Here is a 21,213-nt window from a genome sequence, read left to right as displayed (position 1 = left end):
CTAGCATGCGACCTCGTTTCTAGGGAAAGGAGTATCGCAATAATGAGTCATGCTGCTGTCAATGACCGTCCGGCCAGCCCTCCCAAGGGTTGGCTGAACCGTTTCCTCAATGGCGTCGAGAAAGCCGGGAACAAATTACCCGACCCCGCCATGCTGTTCCTCTACGCCTTGCCGATCGTCTGGGTCGGTTCCTGGGTGTTGTCACAATTCCAGTTTGATCTGGTCAACCCCCGTACCGGGGAGGCGGTAGTGGTCAACAACCTGCTGACCGGTGCCGGTCTGGCCGAGTTTCTCTCCACCATGGTGACCACTTTCACCGGCTTTGCCCCGCTGGGGATCGTGCTGGTGGCCATGCTCGGGGTCGGGGTGGCCGAGCAGTCCGGTTTTATCAATACCGGTCTGAAAAAGTTGCTGAAAGTGACGCCTGCCCGTTTTCTCACTCCCATGCTGATCCTGGTAGCGATCGTCAGCCACACCGCCGCAGATGCGGGTTATGTGCTGGTGATCCCCATCGGTGGCATCATCTTTCACGCTGCCGGACGCCATCCGCTGGTGGGGATCGCCGCTGCCTTTGCCGGCGTTTCCGGCGGTTTTGCCGCCAACTTCCTGCCCTCCGGCGGGGATGCGCTGCTGCAGGGTTTTACCCAGTCCGCCGCTCAGTTGCTCGATCCTGACTACATGGTCAACACCCTGTGCAACATCATCTTTACCGGTGCCTCTTCGCTGCTGATCATCTGCGTCGGCTGGTTCATCACCGAAAAGGTGGTGGAGCCGCGCCTCAAGCATGTGGCGCTCAACGAGGATCTGGAGAGTGCCGACGAGATGGGGCGCTACAGCGCGCAAGAGAGCCGGGCCTTCAACTGGGCCGGGTTTGCCATGCTGGCGGCTATCGTGCTGCTGGCGCTGGCGCTCTCTCCGAGCGATTCACCGCTGCGTGCTGCCGATGGCTCCCTGACCACCTTTGCCGCGCCGGTGATGAAGTCCATAGTGCCGCTCATTTTCCTGCTTTTTATCCTGCCCGGGATTGTCTACGGCTTTGTCGCAGGCAGCTTCAAGAGTGGCAAGGATGTGATCGATGCCATGTCGGCCACCATGAACAAGATGGGCTCCTACATGGTGATGGCCTTCTTCTGCGCGCTCTTTATCAAGGCGTTTGGCGACTCCAACCTGGGCACCCTGCTGGCCCTCTCCGGTGCCGAGGTGCTCCATGCGCTGGCGCTGCCCGGTGAGGTGACTATCGTCGGGATGATCCTGCTGACCGCCAGCGTCAATCTGGTAGTCGGCTCGGCCTCCGCCAAGTGGGCGCTGATCAGCCCGATCCTGGTACCCATGTTGATGGCGGTGGGGATCTCCCCCGAGCTGACCCAGGCGGCCTATCGGGTCGGGGATTCTGCTTCCAATATCATCACCCCGCTGATGGTCTTCTTCCCGCTGGTGGTGGTCTATTGCCAGCAGTATGTGAAGAGCACCGGGATCGGTACCCTGGTCTCCATGATGCTGCCCTACTCGCTGGCCTTCCTGGTGAGCTGGACGATTTTCCTGCTACTCTACTGGGCGCTCGGCTTCCCGCTCGGGTTGCAAGCCCCTTACGTCTATCCGGCCCCTTAAGCTGGGTGTGCGAGGGAGCCTTGGGCTCCCTCGTTTTTTTCGCTATGGTGTTACCTCACTCTGGAGGTGCCATGAATCAGACCATCGATCTTATCCTTTCCCATCGCTCCATTCGTCAGTTCACTGCCGAGCCGATCGCACCGCAGCAGCTGGATGCCATACTCGCCGCCGCCCAGTCAGCCTCGACCTCGAGCTTTTTGCAGGTGACCAGTATTGTGCGAGTCTGCGAGCCCGAGGCGCGTCAGCAGTTGGCCATGCTGGCGGGCAATCAACCCTATGTGGTGCAGGCGGCCGAGTTTCTGGTGTTCTGCGCCGATTACCACCGCCACACCCAGATAGTGCCCGAGGCCCAGACCGGCTATGCGGAGCAGTTGCTGATCGGTGCCATCGACGGCGCCCTGATGGCGCAAAACGCCCTTCTGGCGGCCCAGTCGCTGGGGCTGGGCGGGGTCTATATCGGCGGCATTCGCAACCATCCGTCCGAGGTGAGCGAGCTGCTGGGCTTGCCCCATCAGGTGATCCCGCTGTTTGGCCTCTGCCTTGGTCATCCTGCCCAGCAGCCGGAGCAGAAACCCCGTCTGCCTAGGGGATTGGTGGTGCATCAGGAGCGCTACCAGCACGAGCTGGATCACGACCTGCTGGCCCGGTACGATCAGCAGATCGCGGACTACTATCAGGCCCGCAGCAGCAACAACAAACAGCAGACCTGGAGTGGCCAGATCCGCGCCATTCTGGGCAAGGAGTCCCGCCCTTTTATGCTGGGATTCCTGCAATCGCGGGGCTTTAACCTCAAGTAATGGCGCTGATGGGCGATACTATGGGGAGGTGACCGTCATGGTCATCATCCCCTGATCCTGCAATCTCTCCCTGAGACCGGGGGCACAGCTTGGTGACAAATCGTGGGCAAGGGGGGATCTGCAGGCTACCTTAAGTGGGTAAGCTGTTGTAGGATCACGCAATTGGATAGGAACAGGGGTTTGGACATCCTATGATTTTAACTTTGGTATTGCTGTCTATTGGCGCACTCCTGTTTTTGGTTATCGCCTATAACGTGGTGCAGCAATATAAGCAGAAGGCAGAGGCGGACAAGCGTCACGCCGTTGCCAGACACAAGACGGTGGCTGACGAGACCGAAGAAGTGTTGCTGAACGTCAATCTGGTGCCTTTCTCCAAGAACATGGTGTTGCTGTTGCAGCACCGGATCCTTGATGCCTATCGCGCCATCGCCCAGGTGATGCCGAACAATCAGATCAAGCAGCGTATCGTTGATGTGCAGACCCAGATCAAGAATGTGCAGGAGAACTACAGCGCGCAGGATGAGGGGCACTTCAAGACGCCCGAGTCCGATCGCCAGGCTATCCAGATGCTGCAGCTGGTCAAGAAGATGCGGGCCGTGCTGCGGGTCGAGCACAACAAGGGCAAGATTGATCCGCAAGGGTTTGCCCAAGAAGATCGCCGCCTTGAGCTGATGCAGCTCAAGATCAACATCTCGAATCTGGTCAAACGGGCGATGGATGCCCGCATTCAGGGCCAATATGGTACATGCCGCCAGCTCTATACCAAGGGTCTGTCGGCCATGGCGAGCGTGGGCGACAAGGATCCCTATCTGCTGGCCCGTGAAGAAGATATGCGTCAGGGGCTCAAGGAGCTTGAAGAGCTGCAGCAGCAAAACAGCGCGCAGGATCTGCAAAACATCAAGGACAAGGAAGCTGACGAGCTCGATGTCCTGTTTCAACCCAAGAAGAAATGGTAAGCATGTCCCACCCACTCGATTCCACACTGGGGCCAATGGCCCCATTTGTTTCTCAGCTGTTGGCCGAACTGGCCGCCACTGGCGTCACCATTTCCCGGCCAACGGTCGATCACCTCTGTTATCGGGCGGCTACCCTGCAGGAATACCGCGCGCTATGTGCTGTGCTGGCCGAGGCGGGCTCCTTGCTGGTGGAGGGGATGATTGGCGGACGTCCCATCGCCACTTATCAGTTGCATCAGCCGCTGTTGGCTGGTGAGGTACAGGTACCCTGTATCGAGCTGGCTGCACCGAAACCGGGTCGCGTCCATCAGGCGGGGCTGGAACATATCGAGCTGGTGGTCACTTCACTGCAAGATCTGGTAGCGTGCTATCCCGAGCTGCCATTCAAAACCGGCAACATGCAGAATAGCCGCAACCCCGATATTGGCCTGATGTTGCCCTCCGGACAGATCAAGTTTCATCTGCGCTCGCTGGCGGAGGTGATCGCCGAAGAGATGGCGACTGGTGCTGTGGTCGCGGTGCCTGCGGATTATTTCGATCAGGAGTGATCCTGCGCTCAATGCGGTGCGAGCCTGACAGGCTCTTGAATAACGCAGCAAAAGGGGTCACCGGTGTGACCCCTTTTGTTATCTGGCGGTGCTGGGTTGCGAGAGCGCCATCTGCTCGTGGGTGACCCTGTTTGCGCTGAGCCCGTTACCCGTGTCGGTGGGGTTGCTGGGCGGGCAGTGGCGATTGGCTTCGCTGCTTGAGACGGCCGAGCCAGAGGCTCAAGCCCGCCGTCAGGATGAGGACCAGTTCAATCCCCATGACCAGACCGCCTAGCTCACCCTGCTCCCAGAAGGGGTGCAGGTAAAGTCCCCCCAGACTGGCTCCCAGATAGTAGGCCACCAGATAGAGGGAGGAGGCGAGGGCGCGGTTGTGTTCGACATGATGACCGACCCAGGCACTGGCGCAGGCGTGTGCCAGGAAAAAGCCGAAGCTGGAGATCAGCAAGCCACTCAGGATCCCGGGCAGGCTAGCTTGCAGCAGCCACAGACTGCCGAGGGCCATCAGGGCGATCCCGACCAGCAGCATGCGTTGTGCCCCCCAGCGATTGGCAAATCGGCCGCTCAGAGAGGAGGCCACCGTCCCTGAGAGATAGGTGAGAAACAGCATGCCGAGCCACTGGGTGGGCAAGGAGAAAGGGGGCTTGGCCAGCAGGAAGGTGAGATAACTGAACTGGTTCAGAAACACCATAAAGTTGAGCCCGCCGATAAGGTAAGCCCCTACCAGCAAGGGATTGGTCAGGTGTTGTTGCAAGGCGCGGGCAAATTGGCCGCGAACGGGGGCGCTCGCCACAAAGCGGGTCTGATGGGGCAGCAGCCAGAAGACCAGCGGCAGCAGTAACAGGCTGATTACACCGACCCCCAGAAAGGTATGCTGCCAGTCGCCAAACCAGCCCGCCAACAGACCGCCGACCACTCGACCGGCAATGCCACCGAGGGAGTTGGCGGCAATATAGACCCCCACCGCCGAGAGCAGCGCCCGTTTGCTGAACTCTTCCCCCATATAGGCAATCGCGGTCGCGGGCAGTCCTGCCAGCAGCGCGCCCTGCAGGATGCGTAGCAGCAGCAGGGTGCCAAACTGCTCAACCAGCGGGATTAACAGTGAGAGCAGGACCGCCAGGGTGAGGGTACCCAGCATGACCTGCCGACGGCCATGGCGATCCGCCAGTCTGGCGCAGATCAGCAGGGAGGCGGCGAGGCCTGCAGTGCATCCTGCCAGGGTCCAGCTGGCCGAGAGGGAGTTGACCGAGAAGACCTCGGCAATCAGGGGTAACAGGGGATGGGTCTGGTAGAGGTTCAGAAACACCAGAAAAGAGCCCAGGCTGAGGGCCAGGGTTGCACGTATCCACTGGCGACTTCCAACTTCAATCATTGCGTATTGTCCTGACTACTTTTGGTCAGGGTAGAGTCCTTGCGGTTATAAATATAATATATTTAAGTTATCTATCCCATAAGATGAATTGATACATGGATCTGAAACAGCTCACCTATCTGCTGGCGGTCAGGGATGCCGGCTCATTTACCAAGGCAGCTAACAGTCTGCATGTGGCACAACCGGCCATCAGCATGGCCATCGCCAAGCTGGAGCAGCAGCTCGAAATGCGGCTGTTTGATCGACAGGACCGGGCGGTACGGCTCACCCCTGAGGGAGAGGTGCTCTGTCGCCATGCCGAGCGTCTGTTGCTGCAGATGCATCAGGCCGAGGCCGAGATGGCCGAGCTCAAGGGGCTGGAGCGGGGGGAAGTGCGGATCGGGATCCCCTACATGATGGGCTCCTACTATTTCCCCCCTCGTCTGATGGCCTTCAAGCACCGCTACCCCGGCCTCAAGATCCGGGTCGAAGAGGCCGGTACCCGCGAGCTGCTCAGCCGGATGGTGGATGGCTCCCTCGATCTGGCCATTCTCATCACCAGTGATCTCCCACCCGCCATCGAGGGGGCACATCTGCTGAGCGAAGAGATGTTGATGGTGGTGGGGGACGATCACCCCTTGCGTGGCGCATCGGCCGTCACCCTCTCGCAGTTCTTTGCTCAGGAGTTGGCGCTGTTTCGCCGTGGTTTTTACCACCGGGAGCATATGGAGGCGCTGGCCCAGAGCCTGGGCGTTGAACCCGATATCGCCTTCGAGAGCAATCTTATCCCTCTGCTCAAGGCGGTGGTGCGGCAAGGCTTTGCGGTGAGCACCTTCTTGCGGATGGTGCTGGAAGAGGAGCCGGATCTGAGTGGCGTACCCTTCGACCCGCCCATCTATCTCGATCTCTGTGTGGCGTGGCGGCGTGGCGATCCGCTATCCATGGCCAACCGTGCCTTGCGTGATTTTCTACTCAAGGAGCGCCGGGCCTGATGGCGGCGGGCCATTGCTGAAAGTTTGTTACTATTAACGGTGGGTTCGCTTGAGGGCTACACCATGAAACTGCAGCAATTGCGCTATATCGTCGAGGTGGCGAACCACAGGCTGAATCTGTCGGCCACCGCCGAGAGCCTCTTTACTTCCCAGCCTGGGATCAGCAAACAGGTGCGGATGCTGGAGGATGAGCTGGGGATCCAGATCTTCGAGCGCAGCGGCAAACACCTGACCCAAATCACCCCCATAGGTCGGGATGTGATCAAAGTGGCCGCGGAGGTGCTGGACAAGGTCGCCACCATCAAAGTGATGGCCAGGCAGCATGTGCATCCGGAGCAGGGAACCCTCACCATTGCGGCTACTCATCTGCAAGCCCGTTATATTCTGCCCGCCATCCTCAAGGGATTCATGGCCCGCTTCCCCAAAGTTGCCGTAACTGTGATGCAAGGGAGTGCGGCGCAGTGCCGCGCAGCCGTGCATGATGGCGCTGCCGATCTGCTGCTGGCGGATGAACCGGAGGATGGGAGCGATCTGCTGATGCTCCCCTCTTTTCAGTGGCAACGGGGCTTGGTGCTGCCAAAGGAGCATCCGTTGGCCAAAGCAACATCGCTGACCCCGGCCGAGCTGGTGGAGTTTACGCTGGTGACCGATGGAAGGGCTCTCTCCACAACTCATGGCTCTGATTGCGCTCATGCCGAGAGCCGGATCGCCTGCTGTACGAGCGACAGCGATGTGCTCAAGACCTATGTCAGACAAGGGATGGGCATCGGAGTGATGGCAACTTTTGCCTGGGAGCCCCAGCGCGATGGTGATCTGCTGCTCAAACAGGTGCCTTGGCTACCTAGTGGCGTTGCCGCTATCGGGTTGCGCAGAGGGGCGTTTTTGTGCGGCTATCTGTATGACCTGATTGGACGTCTCGCGCCGCAATTGACCCGGGAGCGGGTCGAACAATACTGTGCTGCCCGCACTGGCGAAGAGCTTGAAGCTCTGCTGGCCAATTTGACCGTGCCACTTAGATAGCTTGGGTTGATGTGTGGTCATCCCAAGAAAAACGCCTCCCAATGGGAGGCGTTTGACTATCTGACATTCGTCAATGCAGGCTCACTTCTTCAGCATATGATCCAGCTTGTTGGCCTTGGTCGACAGATAGAACTCGTTGTGGGGGTTGCGCCCTTCCTGCAACGGTACCCGTTCGGCCACCGGAATACCGAAGGATTCCATGGCTTTCATCTTGCGCGGGTTGTTGGTCATCAGTTTGAGAGACTGGACTTCAAGCTGCTTGAGCATATCGGCGCAGATGGTGTAATCGCGCATGTCGGCGGCAAAACCAAGGGCCACGTTGGCCTCCACGGTATCGGCACCCTGATCCTGCAGGTGATAGGCGCGGATCTTGTTGAGCAAGCCGATGCCACGACCCTCTTGACGCACATACAGCAACACGCCACGACCGGCTTTGGCGATATTCTCCATGGCCGCCTGCAACTGGAAACCGCAGTCACAACGCAGGCTGAACAGGGCGTCGCCGGTCAGGCACTCTGAGTGGATCCGGCCCAGCACGGGCTCTTCACCGGTAATGTCGCCCATCACCAGTGCGGCGTGATCTTTGCCTGTGCCGGTTTCCTGAAAACCTACCAGCGTGAAGGTGCCCCAAGGGGTTGGCAATTTGGATTGGGCCACGAGGGTAACGCTGCTCATAGGTTGCTCCTTACTACTAACGGCTCAAAAAAGGGGGCCAGTTTAGCGCGCCTTGTCAGGAACGACCATAAGAACAAGTCCCTGCATTGCTTAATGAAATCTCCAAATGAGATACAAGCACAGCTGTCCGCCGGGGTTTTGGCCCTTTGTGCGGATTGATGACTGCCAGGCTCACCACATTCGGGTATAATCGGCGCCCATTAACCCACCCCTTCGGGATGGGAGCAACACAGTGCAGGAGAGAAGTTATGCCTCAGATGGCCCCCGTAATGACAATTGATGGCCCCAGTGGTGCAGGTAAAGGCACCTTGTGTCAGCTGCTTGCTGAGAAGCTGGGTTGGCACTTGCTGGACTCGGGCGCCATCTATCGGGTGTTGTCCCTGGCCGCCCTGCATCACGATGTAGAGCTGGACAGTGAAGCCTCACTGGTGCCGCTGGCCGCCAATCTGGATGTGCAATTTCAGGTTGAGGGCGATCTGGTCAAGGTGATCCTGGAAGGGGAAGATGTCTCCCGCACCATCCGCACCGAAGAAGTGGGTAATGCTGCCAGTAAAATCGCCGCCTTCCCCCGTGTGCGCGAAGCCTTGCTGCGCCGTCAGCGGGCATTTCGTCAGGCCCCGGGTCTGATTGCCGATGGTCGTGACATGGGTACAGTTGTTTTCCCCGAGGCCGAGGTGAAGATTTTCCTCGACGCCAGTGCCGAAGAACGGGCACAGCGTCGCTATAAGCAGTTGCAAGATAAGGGCTTTGATGTTAACTTTGAGCGTCTTTTAACCGAGATTCGGGAACGTGACGATCGCGACAGAAATCGCGCTACTGCACCCCTGAAACCGGCAGAAGATGCTCTGGTGGTAGACTCTACCGCCATGACCATAGATGAAGTGCTGGCAACAGTACTCGCCTATGCAGAGCAACAACTTGGTGATGCCAGCGCAAGCTGACATCCGGTCGTCTGCACCAAGGATGGCGCAGATTATTTAAAACAGCCCCGCTTGTGCCGGATTGCAAGTGGATGTTTCATTTGTGACATAAACAATGATCGAATCTTTTGCTCAACTCTTTGAAGAGTCCCTGAACGCCGTTGAAACCCGTCAAGGTTCCATCGTCAAGGGTACTGTCGTTGCTATCGAGAACGGTTTCGTACTGGTTGACGCCGGTCTGAAATCCGAGTCCGCTATCCCGGCTGAAGAATTCAAGAACGCCATGGGCGAGCTGGAAATCAACGTCGGCGACACCGTTGACGTGGCTCTGGACTCTATCGAAGATGGTTTCGGCGAAACCAAGCTGTCCCGCGAAAAAGCCAAGCGCCACGAAGCCTGGCTGCAGCTTGAGAAGGCTTACGAAGAGCAAGCTACCGTTATCGGTATCATCAACGGCAAGGTCAAGGGTGGTTTCACCGTTGAACTGAACGGCATCCGTGCCTTCCTGCCGGGTTCTCTGGTTGACGTGCGTCCGATCCGTGACACCGCTCACCTGGAAAACAAAGAACTCGAGTTCAAAGTCATCAAGCTGGACCAGAAGCGCAACAACGTTGTTGTTTCCCGTCGTGCCGTGATCGAGACCGAGAACACCTCCGAGCGCGAAAGCCTGCTGGCTAACCTGCAAGAAGGTCAAGAAGTTAAGGGTATCGTCAAGAACCTGACCGACTACGGTGCATTCGTAGATCTAGGCGGTGTTGACGGCCTGCTGCACATCACCGACATGGCGTGGAAGCGCGTTAAGCATCCTTCCGAAATCGTCAACGTTGGCGACGAGATCGCTGTCAAGGTTCTGAAGTTCGACCGCGAGCGTACCCGTGTATCCCTGGGTCTGAAGCAACTGGGCGAAGATCCCTGGGTTGCTATCGCCAAGCGTTACCCGGAGACCACCCGTCTGTCTGGCCGCGTGACCAACCTGACCGACTACGGCTGCTTCGTTGAAATCGAAGAGGGCGTTGAAGGCCTGGTACACGTATCCGAGATGGATTGGACCAACAAGAACATCCACCCGTCCAAAGTTGTTAACGTTGGCGACGTGGTTGACGTGATGGTTCTGGACATCGACGAAGAGCGTCGTCGTATCTCCCTGGGTCTGAAGCAGTGCAAATCCAACCCGTGGCAGCTGTTTGCCGAAACTCACGCCAAAGGCGACCGTGTTTCCGGCAAGATCAAGTCCATCACTGACTTCGGTATCTTCATCGGTCTGGATGGCGGTATCGACGGCCTGGTTCACCTGTCTGACATCTCCTGGAACAACCAGGGCGAAGAAGCCGTGCGTGAATTCAAGAAAGGCGACGAGATCGAAGCCGTTGTTCTGCAAGTGGATCCGGAGCGTGAGCGCATCTCCCTGGGTGTCAAGCAGATCGAAGAAGACCCGTTCAACAAGTACCTGGCTGACAACAAGAAAGGTGCTATCGTGAAGGGTAAGGTTACCGAGGTTGATGCCAAAGGTGCCGTTATCGAACTGGCTGATGGCGTAGAAGGCTACCTGCGTGCCTCCGACGCTGCTCGTGACCGTGTAGAAGACGCCACTCTGGTGCTGTCTGTTGGTGACGAAGTTGAAGCTAAATTCATGGGCGTTGATCGTAAGAACCGCACCGTAAGCCTGTCTGTCCGTGCTAAGGACGAGGCTGATGAGCGTGTTGCTATCGATAACCTGAACCAGCAAGAAGAAGTTGTGTTCAGCAATGCTATGATGGAAGCGTTCAAAGCCGCCAAGGGTGAGTAATCCTTGATGCAAGAAAAGGGCGGCATTGCGCCGCCCTTTTTTATCCTGGCAAAATGAATATTGCATGTGATCGGGGAAGGAGATTTAACGTTATGACCAAATCAGATCTCATCGAACAACTGGCAGCCAGCCGCATGCATATGCCGGCCAAGGATGTCGAAGCCGCCATCAAGGAGATCCTTGAGCAGATGGCGTCGACCTTGCAAAACGGCGACCGGATTGAAATCCGCGGATTTGGCAGTTTTTCACTGCACTATCGTGCGCCCCGTGTGGGCCGCAACCCCAAGACTGGGGACAAGGTTGAACTGACCGGGAAATATGTCCCGCACTTCAAACCTGGTAAAGAGTTGCGCGAGCGCGTCAACATCATTGAATAATGCAGAAATGGGCATACCTCGGGTATGCCTTTTTTCTTTTTGGCACCGATTCCTGTGCCAATCGTCTTGTTTCTTAAACTCTTTTCCCATTCACTCTAGAGTCTGCCTGCGATTTTAAGGATAATCAGCCTCTCATTAGATACTGACAGGGAGCTCTTATGAAGCGTATTTTGGCCCTCATTCCGCTGGTGCTGGTGTTTGTTCTGACCCTGGCGCTGGGCTCACAAAATGGCCAGCTGGTTCAGTTCAATTACCTGATCGCTCAGGGTGAGTTTTCGCTTGCCATGCTGTTGGGCTTCTTCTTCGCTGGCGGTTTTTTGCTGGGCTGGCTGGTATTCGGCCTGCTGTTCCTGCGCCTGAAAATGCAAAACCGCACCCTCAACCGCACCATGCGTCGTCAATCCCGCGAGTTGGAGCTGGCCCGGTCACCGGGTAAGGAATAATGTTCCTCAATGCTTGAACTGCTTTTCCTGCTGTTGCCCATCGCCGCCGGTTATGGCTGGTACATGGGTCGCAGGAGTGTTCGCCAGGACACCCAGAAACAGAGTAACCAGTTTTCCCGCCAGTATGTGGCGGGCCTCAACTATTTGCTGTCCGATGAATCCGACAAGGCGGTGGATCTCTTTATCCAGCTGCTTGAGGTGGACAGTGAAACCATCGAAACACACCTCTCCCTCGGCAACCTGTTTCGCCAGCGTGGGGAGGTCGATCGTGCCATCAAGATCCACCAGAACCTGGTAACCCGCCAACTGACCCGGGAGCAGCGACAGCTTGCCCTGCAGGAGCTTGCGCGCGACTTTTTGGCTGCTGGTCTGCTGGACCGAGCGGAAGCGCTCTGGAATGAGCTGTGTGATGACAGCGACTATGAAGAGACGGCGCTGGCACAGCTGTTGATCATCCATCAGCAGTTGCGGGACTGGGATAAGGCCATCGATGTGGCGGTTCGTCTGCAAAAATTCCAGGGCAAGAAGCTGGCCGACCCCATCTCCCATTTCTATTGCGAACAGGCCGAAATCGCGCTGCGTGAGGGCAATAAAGGGGAGGGGCTGGCCAAGCTCAAACGGGCGCTCAGTATCAATCCGGCATGTGCCCGGGCCAGTTTGCGCCTCGCTGAGCTCGCCATGGCAGATGGAGAGTATGAGCAGGCCAGCAAGGAGCTGCTGCGGGTGTTCGAGCAGGATATCGACTTTGCCTCCGAGGCGATGCCCAAATTGCTCGAGTGCTATCAGCAGTTGGGCCGCACGCCTGCGTTGATCCCGCTGCTTGAGAAGGCAGTGGAAGATCACGCCGGCGTCAGCGTGACCCTGGCTCTTGCCAAGCTGGTTGAAGAGCGTGATGGCCTGAGCCAGGCCCGTTCGCTGGTGTTGCGTCAGCTGCGTCGTCATCCGTCGATGAAAGGTTTTTACCAGCTGGTGGGTTTTCAGCTGGCCAGTGCGGAAGAGGGGCCTGCCAAGGAGAGCCTCGAACTGCTGCAACAGCTGGTCGGCGAGCAGATCAAAATCAAGTCAACCCACAAGTGTCGGCAGTGTGGCTTTGCCACTCACTCGCTGTTCTGGCAGTGCCCGTCTTGTCGCCAGTGGGGTTCCATCAAGCCGATCCGTGGTCTGGACGGTGAATAACAAGCAATAGGATGTGAGATGCAAGATCCCAAAGTACTGGTAGCGCTGGATTATCAGCACGAGGCAGATGCCTTAGCGTTCGTTGAACGTATCTCTCCGGCCCAGTGCCGTCTCAAGGTAGGCAAGGAGATGTTTACCCTGTTTGGCCCGCAGTTTGTACGCCAGCTGGTGGCCAAGGGATTCGATGTCTTTCTGGATCTGAAATTTCACGATATTCCCAATACCGTTGCCAAAGCCGTGGCAGCCAGTGCCGAGCTCGGTGTCTGGATGGTCAACGTGCATGCCAGTGGTGGTGAGCGGATGATGCGTGCCGCCAAAGAGGCGCTACTGCCTTATGGCGACAAGGCCCCCCTGCTTATCGGCGTGACCGTGCTGACCAGCATGGAGCAGTCCGACATGATCCCTCTTGGTCTGGATGTGAGCCCTGCCGAGCAGGTGATCCGGCTGGCTACCTTGACCAAGGCATCCGGCTTGGATGGGGTTGTCTGCTCTGCCAACGAGGCCCATGAGCTTAAAGCCTTGCTGGGTGATGAGTTCAAGCTGGTCACCCCGGGTATTCGCCCGACCGGTTCAGCGGCCGGGGATCAGCGCCGGGTGATGACACCGAAAGCGGCGGTCGAGGCGGGGTCCGATTATCTGGTTATCGGTCGCCCCATTACGCAGGCTGCCGATCCGGCCGCCATGCTGGCCAGCATCAATGCCGAGCTGGCTGGTGCGTAACAGGCTCACTCAGTGATACGCGGTGCAGGCCGAGCAACAGGCCTGCACCGGCCCCGATAAGATGAGAGCCGATGTGTACCCTGGCATTGATCAGGGTGGATATCGGGCTCTCTCCTGCGTTGTAGAAGTCCATCGCCAGCTTGAGCCCCATCCCTGCCAACAGTAGCCAGCCCGACGTGCGGCGTCCGTGGCGGATATCCTGCATGGCTCCCCAGACAAACAGACCATGCAGCGAGCCGGATAGTCCCATGTACCACTGGGTCTGCGGGCACCACCACCAGATCCCCAAGCCCACTGCCAGCCAGAGCAGCAACATCAGCAGCGGCAGGCGAGTCCCACCCAGATAGTCGCGAAACAGGCTATAGAGGATGACGAGGCCGCCCAGATTGAGCAGCAGGTGCCACAGATTGGTATGAGCCAGATTGCCTGTTATGATCCGCCACCCTTCGCCCCCGGCGATCAAGGGCCGATCGAAGGAGAGCTGAAGATTGGGAACGGTAAAGAAGAGTAGCAAGCTGGTGAGAGAGAGCGTGATAACCCAGAGCAATCCAGATTTGTCTGACAACATGAAACAGTCCAACGACAAGAACAGTCGATACTGTACACGTTGCACCCGAGCCCTCAAAGCCTGCCTGTGCGATTATATTGTGCCGGTTGACAATCACACGCCCCTCTACATCTTGCAGCACCCTAACGAGGTGGCACATCCCAAGGGGACTGCCGCGCTGCTGGCGGCCTCTTTGCAACAGTGCGAGATCCATGTGGGGGAGGACTTTTCCCGCGATGAGTGGCTCAATGGGTTGCTTGCAGATCCTTCCCGTCGCTGCTATCTACTCTGGCCGGATGAGGATGCCATTTCGCTGACCGATCTTCGCCAACAGTGGGAGAGTGAATCCTCTGGCTCCGCATCAGTCGCCTTTATCTTGCTTGACGGCACCTGGCGCAAAGCCTATCGCATGTTGCAGAGCAATCCGGCACTGGCCCGCTTGCCCCGCATCTGCATTGGTGCCATTGCCGGTCAATATGCCATTCGCAAGAAACCCTTTCCCGATGCCCTCTCTACCATAGAGGCGGGCTATCACCTCTTGTCCCGGTGGGAGGGGAGGCCGGAGCGCTATGCGCCCTTGCTGACCCTGTTCAATCGGTTGAATACCCAGTGGCAGGACTTTGCCGAAGGCCGCCGCGCGTGACAATTCAAGGAGTTATCAAGATGAAAAAAGCAGTCGTGGTTTTCAGCGGTGGTCAGGACAGCACTACTTGTCTGGTGCAGGCATTGGCCCGGTATGATGAAGTGCACGCCATCACCTTTGACTATGGCCAGCGCCATCGGGAAGAGATCGACACCGCGCGCCGTCTGGGCAGTGCACTGGGGATTGCCGCCCACAAGGTGATGGATGTAACGCTGCTCAATGAGCTGGCGGTCTCTGCCCTGACTCGTGACGACATTCCTGTCAGCTGCGAGCTGCAGGATAACGGGCTGCCCAACACCTTCGTGCCGGGCCGCAATATCCTGTTCCTGACCCTGGCCTCCATCTATGCCTATCAGGTGGGCGCCGAAGCGGTGATCACAGGTGTCTGCGAGACCGACTTCTCCGGCTATCCCGATTGCCGTGACGAGTTCGTCAAGGCCCTCAATCAGGCGGTGTCGCTGGGGCTGGATCGTGGCATCCGTTTTGAAACTCCCTTGATGTGGCTCGACAAGGCCGAAACCTGGGCACTAGCGGATCACTATGGTCACCTCGACACGGTGCGCCAGCAGACCCTGACCTGCTACAACGGCATTGCCGGTGACGGTTGCGGCACGTGTCCTGCGTGTGTACTGCGCCGTCGCGGTCTGAACAACTATCTGGCCGACAAGGCGGGCATCATGGCCAGACTGTTTGAGAAAACCGGGCTGGGCGAGAAAAGCGCAGAGTGAGCCTGCGTCTTGCCGTGGCTTGGGGTATAATCCGCGACTTTTGCAACAAGCCGTGATCGAGATGCACTACCCAATCAACGAGATTTTCCAGACCATCCAGGGGGAGGGCATCTTTACCGGCCTGCCCGCCATCTTTGTTCGCCTGCAGGGTTGCCCGGTGGGCTGCCCCTGGTGCGATACCCGTCATACCTGGGTTGTTGATCCGGCTCGTGAAGTGGGCAAGGCGGCGGTGCTGGATCGCTCCAACGAATCCGATTGCTGGAGCCAACTCAGCACCGCGCAGATTATCAAGAGCTTTACCGATCTGGGTTATCAGGCGCGCCATGTGGTGATCACCGGTGGGGAACCCTGCCTCTACGATCTGCACGAACTCTCGTCAGCCCTGCTGGCGGCGGGTTATCGGGTGCAGATTGAAACCAGTGGCACCAGCGAGATCAAGACTCATGAGCAGACCTGGGTAACAGTCTCCCCCAAGATCGGTATGAAAGGGGGGCTGCCTGTGCTGGTCTCGGCGCTGGAGCGTGCCAACGAGATCAAGCATCCGGTGGCCACCGAGCACCATATTGAAGAGCTGGATGCGCTGCTCGCTACCGCTACCCTGCGCCCGGACGTGGTCATTGCCTTGCAGCCGATCAGCCAGAAACCAAGGGCCACCCAATTGGCGATGGATACCTGTATCGCGCGTAACTGGCGACTCTCAATCCAGACTCATAAATATCTGGATATCGATTAATATGGATTGGCTATCCGACGAACAGGTACTGCTGACCCTGACCAACAAGATGCCTTACGGTAAATATCAGGGGCGGCGTATCATCGATATTCCCGAGCCCTATCTGGTGTGGATGGCGCGCAGCGGTTTTCCGGCGGGTAAATTGGGCCAGACGCTGGCGTTAGCTTACGAAATCAAACTCAATGGACTCGAGTCCATGATTATTCCCATTATTAACAGGATGTCGGTATGAGAATATATACGAGGCAGGGCGACAAGGGCATGACCCGGCTGGCCGATGGTATCCAGTTGCCCAAGGATCATTTGCGGGTCGAGACCTACGGTTATATCGATGAGCTCAACTCCCATATTGGCTTGCTGATTTGTGACGTGCCGTCGCAAGAGATCGGTTTATTGGCTGATTTACAGCTGTTGCAACAGGAGTTGTTTGATCTGGGGGGCGAGTTGGCATTCTCCAGCGACGCCCAGAATGAATCAATTTGGCAAGTTAATGCCGCCTGGACCACTCGCCTTGAACAGCAGATAGATCGTTATAGTGAGCCATTGCTGCCGCTGCGCCAATTTATATTGCCCGGTGGTTCCCGTGCCTCGGCGCAAGCGCATGTGGTGCGTACTCTGGTGCGTCATTGCGAGCGCTTGCTGCTGACATTGAGCCGGGAAGAGCGGGTCAATCCCGAGGTGCTGCCCTATCTGAACCGGATGAGTGACTGGTTCTTTACCGTTGCCCGCTATCTCATCTGCGTGGCAGGGGATCGTGAAGTGCTGTGGGTCAAGGCAGCAGATCGCCCGCAATCGGCTATCTGATATTTCACGTTTAAGCGGCAATAAAAAACCTCGCCTTGGCGAGGTTTTTTATTAGCAACGAGATTGAGATCAGATAGCAAAGTCTTCCAGTGATTTGCCTGCTGCCACTGCGCTGGCAATAGCCGAAGGCATACGGCCCTGGCCGGTCCAGGTTTTCTCTACGCCATTATCCTGATAGCGATATTTGGCAGGACGTGGCGCCCGCTTTGTTTTTTCGGTCTTGCCAGATGTTGTTGCAACGGCATTGACCAGCTCGGCCGGGTCAATACCGGCGGCTTTCAGCATTTCGCTATATTCGTTAATTTTCCGCAGATGCTCTTCACGGGCCTGACGCTCGGCAGCTTCATCCTGCTGACGCTCAGCAACGATCGCAGAGAGTTTTTCCAGTGCCTCTTCCAGTTGTTCCAGAGAAAGTTCGCGGCAGGTCGCACGCAGACTGCGGATATTAAGCAGTACCTTCAAAAATTCATTCATAGGAGTTACCACGTCGAGTCAGAGAAAAATATTATGTTCTAGCTGATTCTTGCTTGGCAATTTAAATAAGTCAAGCCGGGTTAAATATAATATCCGTGGGGAACATCAATACAGATATTTAATATGGCCAGCAATAGGCTTGGAGATTGGATGCCAATGAAACCGCAGTAGGTGAAAATAGCGTCAAAACAGGCGTTGTTGCATCATTTGACTACCATTTTTCGACCTTGATATGTTTATTATGATTATTTAATCAAAAAACTTGCTATAAGCTGCCATCTCGATAAAATGTGCGGCGAATACCTTTAAGTAGAGGCGCGCTGCCTATGAGTATTTGTGCGGAGGGTGATGCCTGTGATGCACAAGGAAAGGAGTCAGCGCCGAAGTGGCCAGGCCATCATACCGGGCTGCTGGTTCTGCATCTAATAGGTGCAGGACTGCCATAGTCATCCACTATGGAGCGCTACCTGAAGGGGCTGAGGAGTATGACCTCCCCATAGGTTTTGTTTCTTTAGATCCTCTCGGTAGATCTCCACCTGTAATCTTTAGGTGCAAAGAGATCATGGACATTAGTCATTTCGCCGACTCCGGTTGGTCCGTTCTTCCCCCCCTGTTGGCTGTCGCACTGGCGATCATGACCCGCCGCGTGCTGCTGTCCCTTGGTGTGGGCATCGTCACCGGCAGTTTGCTGCTCAATCAGTTTTCGCCCCTCGAATCCCTGCATTACATGTTGAATACCGTGCTCAAGATCTTCTGGGTCGATGGTGCGCTCAATCGTGACAACGTCAACATGATCCTGTTTATGCTGCTGCTGGGTGGCCTCATCAGCCTGATGAGCGTCTCCGGGGCGACCCGTGCCTTTGCCGAATGGGCCGAGCGTCGTGCCAAGACCCGCAAGGGCGCCAAAGCGCTGACCGGTATGATGGTGTTTGCCTTCTTTATCGATGACTTCTTCCACAGCCTGTCGGTCGGGGCCATCTGCCGTCCGGTCACCGACCGCTTCCAGATCTCCCGTGCCAAATTGGCCTATCTGCTGGACTCCACCGCGGCGCCGGTCTGCGTGCTGATGCCCATCTCCTCCTGGGGTGCCTATATCATCGCTCTGGTTGGCGGCATCATGGCGGCCCACGGTCTGACTGAACAGAGCCCCATCGCAGCATTTGTCGAGATGATCCCGATGAATCTCTACGCCGTCTTCACCCTGATCATGGTGCTGGTGGTGATTGCATTCCAACTCGACATCGGCCCGATGCGTCAACATGAAGCGTGGGCGCTGGAAGGCAAGCTGTGGGATGAGTCCAAGGGCCGCCCCATCGGTCTGGATATGGAGAGCCCGGAAGAGAGCAACGGCGGTATGATCGACATGGTACTGCCGATCCTGACCCTGACCGCCGCCACCATCTATTTCATGATTGATTCCGGTGCTGCGGTGCTGAGCGAGAAAGGGCTGCCCTTCAGCGTGCTCGGCTCGTTCGAAAATACCAACGTCGGCTCTTCGCTGGTCTACGGTGCACTGTGCAGTCTGGTGGTCTCCATCGGTCTGGCCATGCGCCTGAAGCTGGGTGCCAAAAACTGGATCAAGGCCGCGCCGCAAGGCGTCATGGCCATGTTGCCGGCCATCAACATCCTGCTGTTCGCCTGGACTATCGGTGCCGTGGTGCGCGACGTGGAGACCGGCAAGTACCTGGCTTCGCTGGCTAACGGCAACCTGCCGATCGAAGTGCTACCTGCCGTGGTCTTTATCCTCTCCTGTGCCATGGCGTTTGCTACCGGTACCAGCTGGGGTACCTTCGGTATCATGCTGCCGCTGGCCGGTGACATGGCCGCCGCCAGCGACATCAGCCTGATGCTGCCGATGCTGGCTGCGGTACTGGCTGGCTCGGTGTTCGGGGATCACAGCTCACCCATCTCCAGCACCAGCATCCTCTCCGCCACCGGTGCCGGCTGCCATCACATCGATCACGTGATGACCCAGCTGCCCTATGCGCTGGCCATCGCCTTCGGTGCGGCCATCGGTTACCTGGCAATGGGCTTGATGCACTCCAGCCTGGCCGGTTTCAGCGTCAGCGCCCTCTGGTTTGTGCTCTTTACCAGCTATCACCTGAAAAAGGCCAAAGCGCGGCCAGAGCTGGCCACCGCGTAACATTTTAGAGCAAGGGGCCCGCGGGCCCCTTGGTTTTGTCAGGGGCTTTGGTTAGCATGCGCCCCATAAATTCAGTTTCGGAACAGTATCATGGCTTCACTGCACTACAAATTTGCCACCATGAATTCAGGCAAATCCACCCAGCTCATTCAGGCGCACTTCAACTATCTGGAGCGGGGCATGCATCCTCTGGCGATGACGCCAGCCATCGATGACCGTTTCGGGGTCGGGGTGATCAGTGCCCGAGTTGGCCTTGAACTGAAGGTGGACGTGTTCAGCGACAGCTGTGATCTGTTTGAAATGGTGAAAGCGCGCCATGCGAAGAAACATATCGATGTTTTTATCGTGGACGAGGCCCAGTTCCTGACCCGTGAGCAGGTCTACCAGCTGGCCCGCATCGTCGATGAGCAGGATATTCCGGTGATGGCCTATGGCCTCAAGACCGATTTTCGCGGCGAGCTGTTCCCCGGTTCCTACCATCTGCTCTGTCTGGCTGACAAGTTTGAAGAGCTGAAGAGCATCTGCTGGTGTGGAAACAAGGCTCACATGAACTCCCGGGTCAACGAAGCGGGGCTGGTGATGCGTGATGGCGAACAGGTGGAGATCGGCGGCAACGATCGCTATGTATCGCTCTGTCGCAAACACTATCTCGAAGGTCGGGCCTACAAGTAATTCGGCTGCGATATTTGAATCGTCGAGCAGGGCGCCAATCTGGCGCCCTTTTTATTTTCCCCAACTTCTATCGCTGTGGTTCAGTCGATCTCGATATCCACCGGCGCAATGATGGGGTCGGCCACCGGCAGGCGTTGAAACAGCTGGCGAAAATGGTGCTGTACCCGGCCGATATCGACCAGTGACATGCCGGAGGCAAAACCGAACCAGACATAGAGCCCGGTGAGATCGCGAAACATCGGCGGCAAATAGCGGGGGGCGGCGATCAGCCCCTCCAGATAGTGCTGATAGAGCACCGGAATGTCATCCAGTGTCACCTTGCCGACAAACAGCATCGGCAGGATCTCCGGCACCCCTTCCAGCACGGCGCTGCGGATAAAGTTGACCGTCTCCACATAGCCACGCACGTAGGAGAGATCCTTGGTAAAGCAGGCGCCGCCGCCCACCATGCCGCCACGAAAGACCCGCTGGGTGATCTTGTAGGCGTCGTGCTCGCTGGTGCCCTGCCGCACGAAGTGCTGAAACACCTCGATAAAATCGGCGCCGCGTTCGGCCATGTCGATGGCCATCACCCGATCGGAGATGCGCTTGGCCCGATCCGGAAAGGAGCTGAAGGTGAGGGTCTCTATCAGGACAGCCAGCCCCTCCTGACAGGCGGTGATCCGCGGTGAACCGGCGCTCAGCCAGGTGGCATAGGGCTGCTGGCGACCGTTGAGGGTGGTGCCGACATGGACCCACCCCTCGTGTACCTCCAGCACCTGCAAGTCCAGCTCGGAGAAACGGGCGTGGGAGTTGAGCTTGATGTAGTCGCCACCAGCCGCGGCATCGGAGACAATCCCATCGCTCAGCTTCACCTGCACAGTGCCGTCACTGAAGTAGCTCGACAGCTTGCCCTGCAGTTTGGCGACCGCGGCCTCTCCTTCGAACTCCTTGGGGTAGGGGCGCACCAGATGGCGGGCGCCGGGCAGGGAGAAGATATCGCACAGGCGGGCGCCCAGCTCCTTGAGGGTCTTGCGATCCCCGCGCAGGTGATCGCTGGCAGAGCCATAAAGCAGCTGGCTGTAACGCTGAAAATCGGGTTGGCCGCGCTGGCGCAGCATCTC

The 21,213-nt window shown here is 57.5% G+C and carries 24 protein-coding genes and 1 riboswitch; of the genes, 19 read left to right on the top strand and 5 right to left on the bottom strand.

The features are described 5' to 3' along the window. Window positions 1-42: 42 nt before the first annotated feature. From DBR30_RS15085 to DBR30_RS15070, 4 genes are all read left to right on the top strand, one after another. Window positions 43-1,608 carry an AbgT family transporter gene (locus tag DBR30_RS15085; protein WP_108541802.1) on the top strand — a complete coding sequence of 522 codons (1,566 nt, stop codon included), beginning with the start codon at window positions 43-45 and terminating at the stop codon, window positions 1,606-1,608. 71 nt (window positions 1,609-1,679) lie between these two features. Continuing rightward, window positions 1,680-2,405 (top strand): oxygen-insensitive NADPH nitroreductase, encoded by a 726-nt coding sequence (nfsA, locus tag DBR30_RS15080; protein WP_108541803.1) that lies wholly within the window; start codon window positions 1,680-1,682, stop codon window positions 2,403-2,405. Between the two features lie 191 nt (window positions 2,406-2,596). Then, window positions 2,597-3,361, top strand: a complete 765-nt coding sequence (locus tag DBR30_RS15075) for a DNA repair protein (protein ID WP_108541804.1) — start codon at window positions 2,597-2,599, stop codon at window positions 3,359-3,361. Next, complete coding sequence (locus DBR30_RS15070) at window positions 3,355-3,909, top strand: VOC family protein (RefSeq protein WP_181363595.1); 555 nt, start codon at window positions 3,355-3,357, stop codon at window positions 3,907-3,909. The genes DBR30_RS15075 and DBR30_RS15070 overlap by 7 nt, the downstream gene beginning before the upstream one ends. A gap of 145 nt (window positions 3,910-4,054) precedes the next feature. Here DBR30_RS15070 and DBR30_RS15065 read toward each other — a convergent pair whose 3' ends face one another. Next, window positions 4,055-5,278, bottom strand: coding sequence for an MFS transporter (locus tag DBR30_RS15065; protein WP_108541806.1), 1,224 nt, complete (start codon window positions 5,276-5,278; stop codon window positions 4,055-4,057). A 95-nt stretch (window positions 5,279-5,373) separates the two neighbouring features. Here DBR30_RS15065 and DBR30_RS15060 point away from each other — a divergent pair, with 95 nt between their 5' ends. After that, entirely contained in the window at window positions 5,374-6,249 is an 876-nt protein-coding gene (locus DBR30_RS15060) for a LysR family transcriptional regulator (RefSeq protein WP_108541807.1), read from the top strand. A gap of 63 nt (window positions 6,250-6,312) precedes the next feature. Beyond that, window positions 6,313-7,269 carry a LysR substrate-binding domain-containing protein gene (locus DBR30_RS15055; RefSeq protein WP_108541808.1) on the top strand — a complete coding sequence of 319 codons (957 nt, stop codon included), beginning with the start codon at window positions 6,313-6,315 and terminating at the stop codon, window positions 7,267-7,269. Between the two features lie 81 nt (window positions 7,270-7,350). On the opposite strand, the gene ribA is transcribed toward DBR30_RS15055, so the two are convergent. Continuing rightward, window positions 7,351-7,944, bottom strand: coding sequence for a GTP cyclohydrolase II (gene ribA, locus DBR30_RS15050; RefSeq protein ID WP_108541809.1), 594 nt, complete (start codon window positions 7,942-7,944; stop codon window positions 7,351-7,353). Window positions 7,945-8,192: 248 nt separating this feature from the next. Here ribA and cmk point away from each other — a divergent pair, with 248 nt between their 5' ends. The 6 genes from cmk to pyrF all read left to right on the top strand — a co-directional run bounded on the left by cmk (window position 8,193) and on the right by pyrF (window position 13,366). Then, a complete protein-coding gene (gene cmk, locus DBR30_RS15045; RefSeq protein ID WP_019444698.1) occupies window positions 8,193-8,885 on the top strand; it encodes a (d)CMP kinase in 693 nt (230 codons plus the stop codon). Between the two features lie 94 nt (window positions 8,886-8,979). Continuing rightward, complete coding sequence (gene rpsA / locus DBR30_RS15040; RefSeq protein WP_005337148.1) at window positions 8,980-10,650, top strand: 30S ribosomal protein S1; 1,671 nt, start codon at window positions 8,980-8,982, stop codon at window positions 10,648-10,650. A 92-nt stretch (window positions 10,651-10,742) separates the two neighbouring features. Continuing rightward, entirely contained in the window at window positions 10,743-11,027 is a 285-nt protein-coding gene (ihfB, locus tag DBR30_RS15035; RefSeq protein WP_005299934.1) for an integration host factor subunit beta, read from the top strand. Window positions 11,028-11,185: 158 nt separating this feature from the next. Further along, entirely contained in the window at window positions 11,186-11,470 is a 285-nt protein-coding gene (locus tag DBR30_RS15030) for a LapA family protein (protein ID WP_005337143.1), read from the top strand. Between the two features lie 9 nt (window positions 11,471-11,479). After that, window positions 11,480-12,646, top strand: a complete 1,167-nt coding sequence (gene lapB / locus DBR30_RS15025) for a lipopolysaccharide assembly protein LapB (RefSeq protein WP_005337141.1) — start codon at window positions 11,480-11,482, stop codon at window positions 12,644-12,646. An 18-nt stretch (window positions 12,647-12,664) separates the two neighbouring features. Next, window positions 12,665-13,366 (top strand): orotidine-5'-phosphate decarboxylase, encoded by a 702-nt coding sequence (gene pyrF / locus DBR30_RS15020; protein ID WP_005351164.1) that lies wholly within the window; start codon window positions 12,665-12,667, stop codon window positions 13,364-13,366. Here pyrF and rrtA read toward each other — a convergent pair. Then, window positions 13,341-13,934 carry a rhombosortase gene (rrtA, locus tag DBR30_RS15015; RefSeq protein WP_181363594.1) on the bottom strand — a complete coding sequence of 198 codons (594 nt, stop codon included), beginning with the start codon at window positions 13,932-13,934 and terminating at the stop codon, window positions 13,341-13,343. The two genes, pyrF and rrtA, sit on opposite strands and share 26 nt — an antisense overlap. Here rrtA and DBR30_RS15010 point away from each other — a divergent pair. The 5 genes from DBR30_RS15010 to DBR30_RS14990 all read left to right on the top strand — a co-directional run bounded on the left by DBR30_RS15010 (window position 13,933) and on the right by DBR30_RS14990 (window position 16,821). Further along, window positions 13,933-14,556 carry a tRNA-uridine aminocarboxypropyltransferase gene (locus DBR30_RS15010; protein ID WP_108541810.1) on the top strand — a complete coding sequence of 208 codons (624 nt, stop codon included), beginning with the start codon at window positions 13,933-13,935 and terminating at the stop codon, window positions 14,554-14,556. The genes rrtA and DBR30_RS15010 overlap by 2 nt on opposite strands. Before the next feature lie 20 nt (window positions 14,557-14,576). Then, window positions 14,577-15,284, top strand: coding sequence for a 7-cyano-7-deazaguanine synthase QueC (gene queC / locus DBR30_RS15005; RefSeq protein WP_108541811.1), 708 nt, complete (start codon window positions 14,577-14,579; stop codon window positions 15,282-15,284). A gap of 61 nt (window positions 15,285-15,345) precedes the next feature. Beyond that, a complete protein-coding gene (gene queE / locus DBR30_RS15000; protein ID WP_181363593.1) occupies window positions 15,346-16,017 on the top strand; it encodes a 7-carboxy-7-deazaguanine synthase QueE in 672 nt (223 codons plus the stop codon). Window position 16,018: 1 nt separating this feature from the next. After that, the gene (locus DBR30_RS14995) at window positions 16,019-16,249 is read left to right on the top strand and encodes a DUF3820 family protein (RefSeq protein ID WP_005337126.1); all 231 of its coding nucleotides are present in this window, start codon (window positions 16,019-16,021) and stop codon (window positions 16,247-16,249) included. Beyond that, complete coding sequence (locus DBR30_RS14990) at window positions 16,246-16,821, top strand: cob(I)yrinic acid a,c-diamide adenosyltransferase (protein WP_108541813.1); 576 nt, start codon at window positions 16,246-16,248, stop codon at window positions 16,819-16,821. Before DBR30_RS14995 ends, DBR30_RS14990 begins: the two co-directional genes overlap by 4 nt. A 69-nt stretch (window positions 16,822-16,890) precedes the next feature. On the opposite strand, the gene DBR30_RS14985 is transcribed toward DBR30_RS14990, so the two are convergent. Then, window positions 16,891-17,295 (bottom strand): H-NS family histone-like protein, encoded by a 405-nt coding sequence (locus DBR30_RS14985; RefSeq protein WP_047438330.1) that lies wholly within the window; start codon window positions 17,293-17,295, stop codon window positions 16,891-16,893. A 302-nt stretch (window positions 17,296-17,597) separates the two neighbouring features. Next, window positions 17,598-17,769: riboswitch (Lysine riboswitch) on the top strand. Window positions 17,770-17,857: 88 nt separating this feature from the next. Between DBR30_RS14985 and DBR30_RS14980 the strand changes: the two genes are divergently transcribed. Together DBR30_RS14980 and DBR30_RS14975 are read left to right on the top strand one after the other, a co-directional pair. Beyond that, window positions 17,858-19,438 (top strand): Na+/H+ antiporter NhaC family protein, encoded by a 1,581-nt coding sequence (locus tag DBR30_RS14980; RefSeq protein WP_076495464.1) that lies wholly within the window; start codon window positions 17,858-17,860, stop codon window positions 19,436-19,438. Window positions 19,439-19,528: 90 nt separating this feature from the next. Further along, window positions 19,529-20,110, top strand: coding sequence for a thymidine kinase (locus DBR30_RS14975; protein WP_108541814.1), 582 nt, complete (start codon window positions 19,529-19,531; stop codon window positions 20,108-20,110). 80 nt (window positions 20,111-20,190) lie between these two features. Here DBR30_RS14975 and DBR30_RS14970 read toward each other — a convergent pair. Next, window positions 20,191-21,213 (bottom strand): flavohemoglobin expression-modulating QEGLA motif protein (locus DBR30_RS14970; RefSeq protein WP_258224449.1); only part of this gene is annotated, 1,023 nt, incomplete at its 5' end.

Source organism: Aeromonas sp. HMWF017, from assembly GCF_003061465.1.
GTDB lineage: Bacteria > Pseudomonadota > Gammaproteobacteria > Enterobacterales > Aeromonadaceae > Aeromonas > Aeromonas veronii.
The sequence above is the reverse complement of the archived record's forward strand: the minus strand, read 5'-3'. Positions and strand labels throughout refer to the sequence as shown.

Excerpts from the sequence above, each read along its gene's own strand:
- ribA (WP_108541809.1), bottom strand. The coding sequence starts at position 7,944 with ATGAGCAGCGTTACCCTCGTGGCCCAATCCAAATTGCCAACCCCTTGG.
- nfsA (WP_108541803.1), top strand. The coding sequence starts at position 1,680 with ATGAATCAGACCATCGATCTTATCCTTTCCCATCGCTCCATTCGTCAG.
- DBR30_RS14985 (WP_047438330.1), bottom strand. The coding sequence starts at position 17,295 with ATGAATGAATTTTTGAAGGTACTGCTTAATATCCGCAGTCTGCGTGCG.
- DBR30_RS15055 (WP_108541808.1), top strand. The coding sequence starts at position 6,313 with ATGAAACTGCAGCAATTGCGCTATATCGTCGAGGTGGCGAACCACAGG.
- cmk (WP_019444698.1), top strand. The coding sequence starts at position 8,193 with ATGCCTCAGATGGCCCCCGTAATGACAATTGATGGCCCCAGTGGTGCA.
- DBR30_RS14990 (WP_108541813.1), top strand. The coding sequence starts at position 16,246 with ATGAGAATATATACGAGGCAGGGCGACAAGGGCATGACCCGGCTGGCC.
- DBR30_RS15065 (WP_108541806.1), bottom strand. The coding sequence starts at position 5,278 with ATGATTGAAGTTGGAAGTCGCCAGTGGATACGTGCAACCCTGGCCCTC.
- DBR30_RS15060 (WP_108541807.1), top strand. The coding sequence starts at position 5,374 with ATGGATCTGAAACAGCTCACCTATCTGCTGGCGGTCAGGGATGCCGGC.
- DBR30_RS15030 (WP_005337143.1), top strand. The coding sequence starts at position 11,186 with ATGAAGCGTATTTTGGCCCTCATTCCGCTGGTGCTGGTGTTTGTTCTG.
- queE (WP_181363593.1), top strand. The coding sequence starts at position 15,346 with ATGCACTACCCAATCAACGAGATTTTCCAGACCATCCAGGGGGAGGGC.
- DBR30_RS15070 (WP_181363595.1), top strand. The coding sequence starts at position 3,355 with ATGGTAAGCATGTCCCACCCACTCGATTCCACACTGGGGCCAATGGCC.
- ihfB (WP_005299934.1), top strand. The coding sequence starts at position 10,743 with ATGACCAAATCAGATCTCATCGAACAACTGGCAGCCAGCCGCATGCAT.
- DBR30_RS14995 (WP_005337126.1), top strand. The coding sequence starts at position 16,019 with ATGGATTGGCTATCCGACGAACAGGTACTGCTGACCCTGACCAACAAG.
- rrtA (WP_181363594.1), bottom strand. The coding sequence starts at position 13,934 with ATGTTGTCAGACAAATCTGGATTGCTCTGGGTTATCACGCTCTCTCTC.
- DBR30_RS14975 (WP_108541814.1), top strand. The coding sequence starts at position 19,529 with ATGGCTTCACTGCACTACAAATTTGCCACCATGAATTCAGGCAAATCC.
- pyrF (WP_005351164.1), top strand. The coding sequence starts at position 12,665 with ATGCAAGATCCCAAAGTACTGGTAGCGCTGGATTATCAGCACGAGGCA.
- rpsA (WP_005337148.1), top strand. The coding sequence starts at position 8,980 with ATGATCGAATCTTTTGCTCAACTCTTTGAAGAGTCCCTGAACGCCGTT.
- queC (WP_108541811.1), top strand. The coding sequence starts at position 14,577 with ATGAAAAAAGCAGTCGTGGTTTTCAGCGGTGGTCAGGACAGCACTACT.
- DBR30_RS15075 (WP_108541804.1), top strand. The coding sequence starts at position 2,597 with ATGATTTTAACTTTGGTATTGCTGTCTATTGGCGCACTCCTGTTTTTG.
- lapB (WP_005337141.1), top strand. The coding sequence starts at position 11,480 with ATGCTTGAACTGCTTTTCCTGCTGTTGCCCATCGCCGCCGGTTATGGC.
- DBR30_RS14980 (WP_076495464.1), top strand. The coding sequence starts at position 17,858 with ATGGACATTAGTCATTTCGCCGACTCCGGTTGGTCCGTTCTTCCCCCC.
- DBR30_RS15010 (WP_108541810.1), top strand. The coding sequence starts at position 13,933 with ATGAAACAGTCCAACGACAAGAACAGTCGATACTGTACACGTTGCACC.
- DBR30_RS15085 (WP_108541802.1), top strand. The coding sequence starts at position 43 with ATGAGTCATGCTGCTGTCAATGACCGTCCGGCCAGCCCTCCCAAGGGT.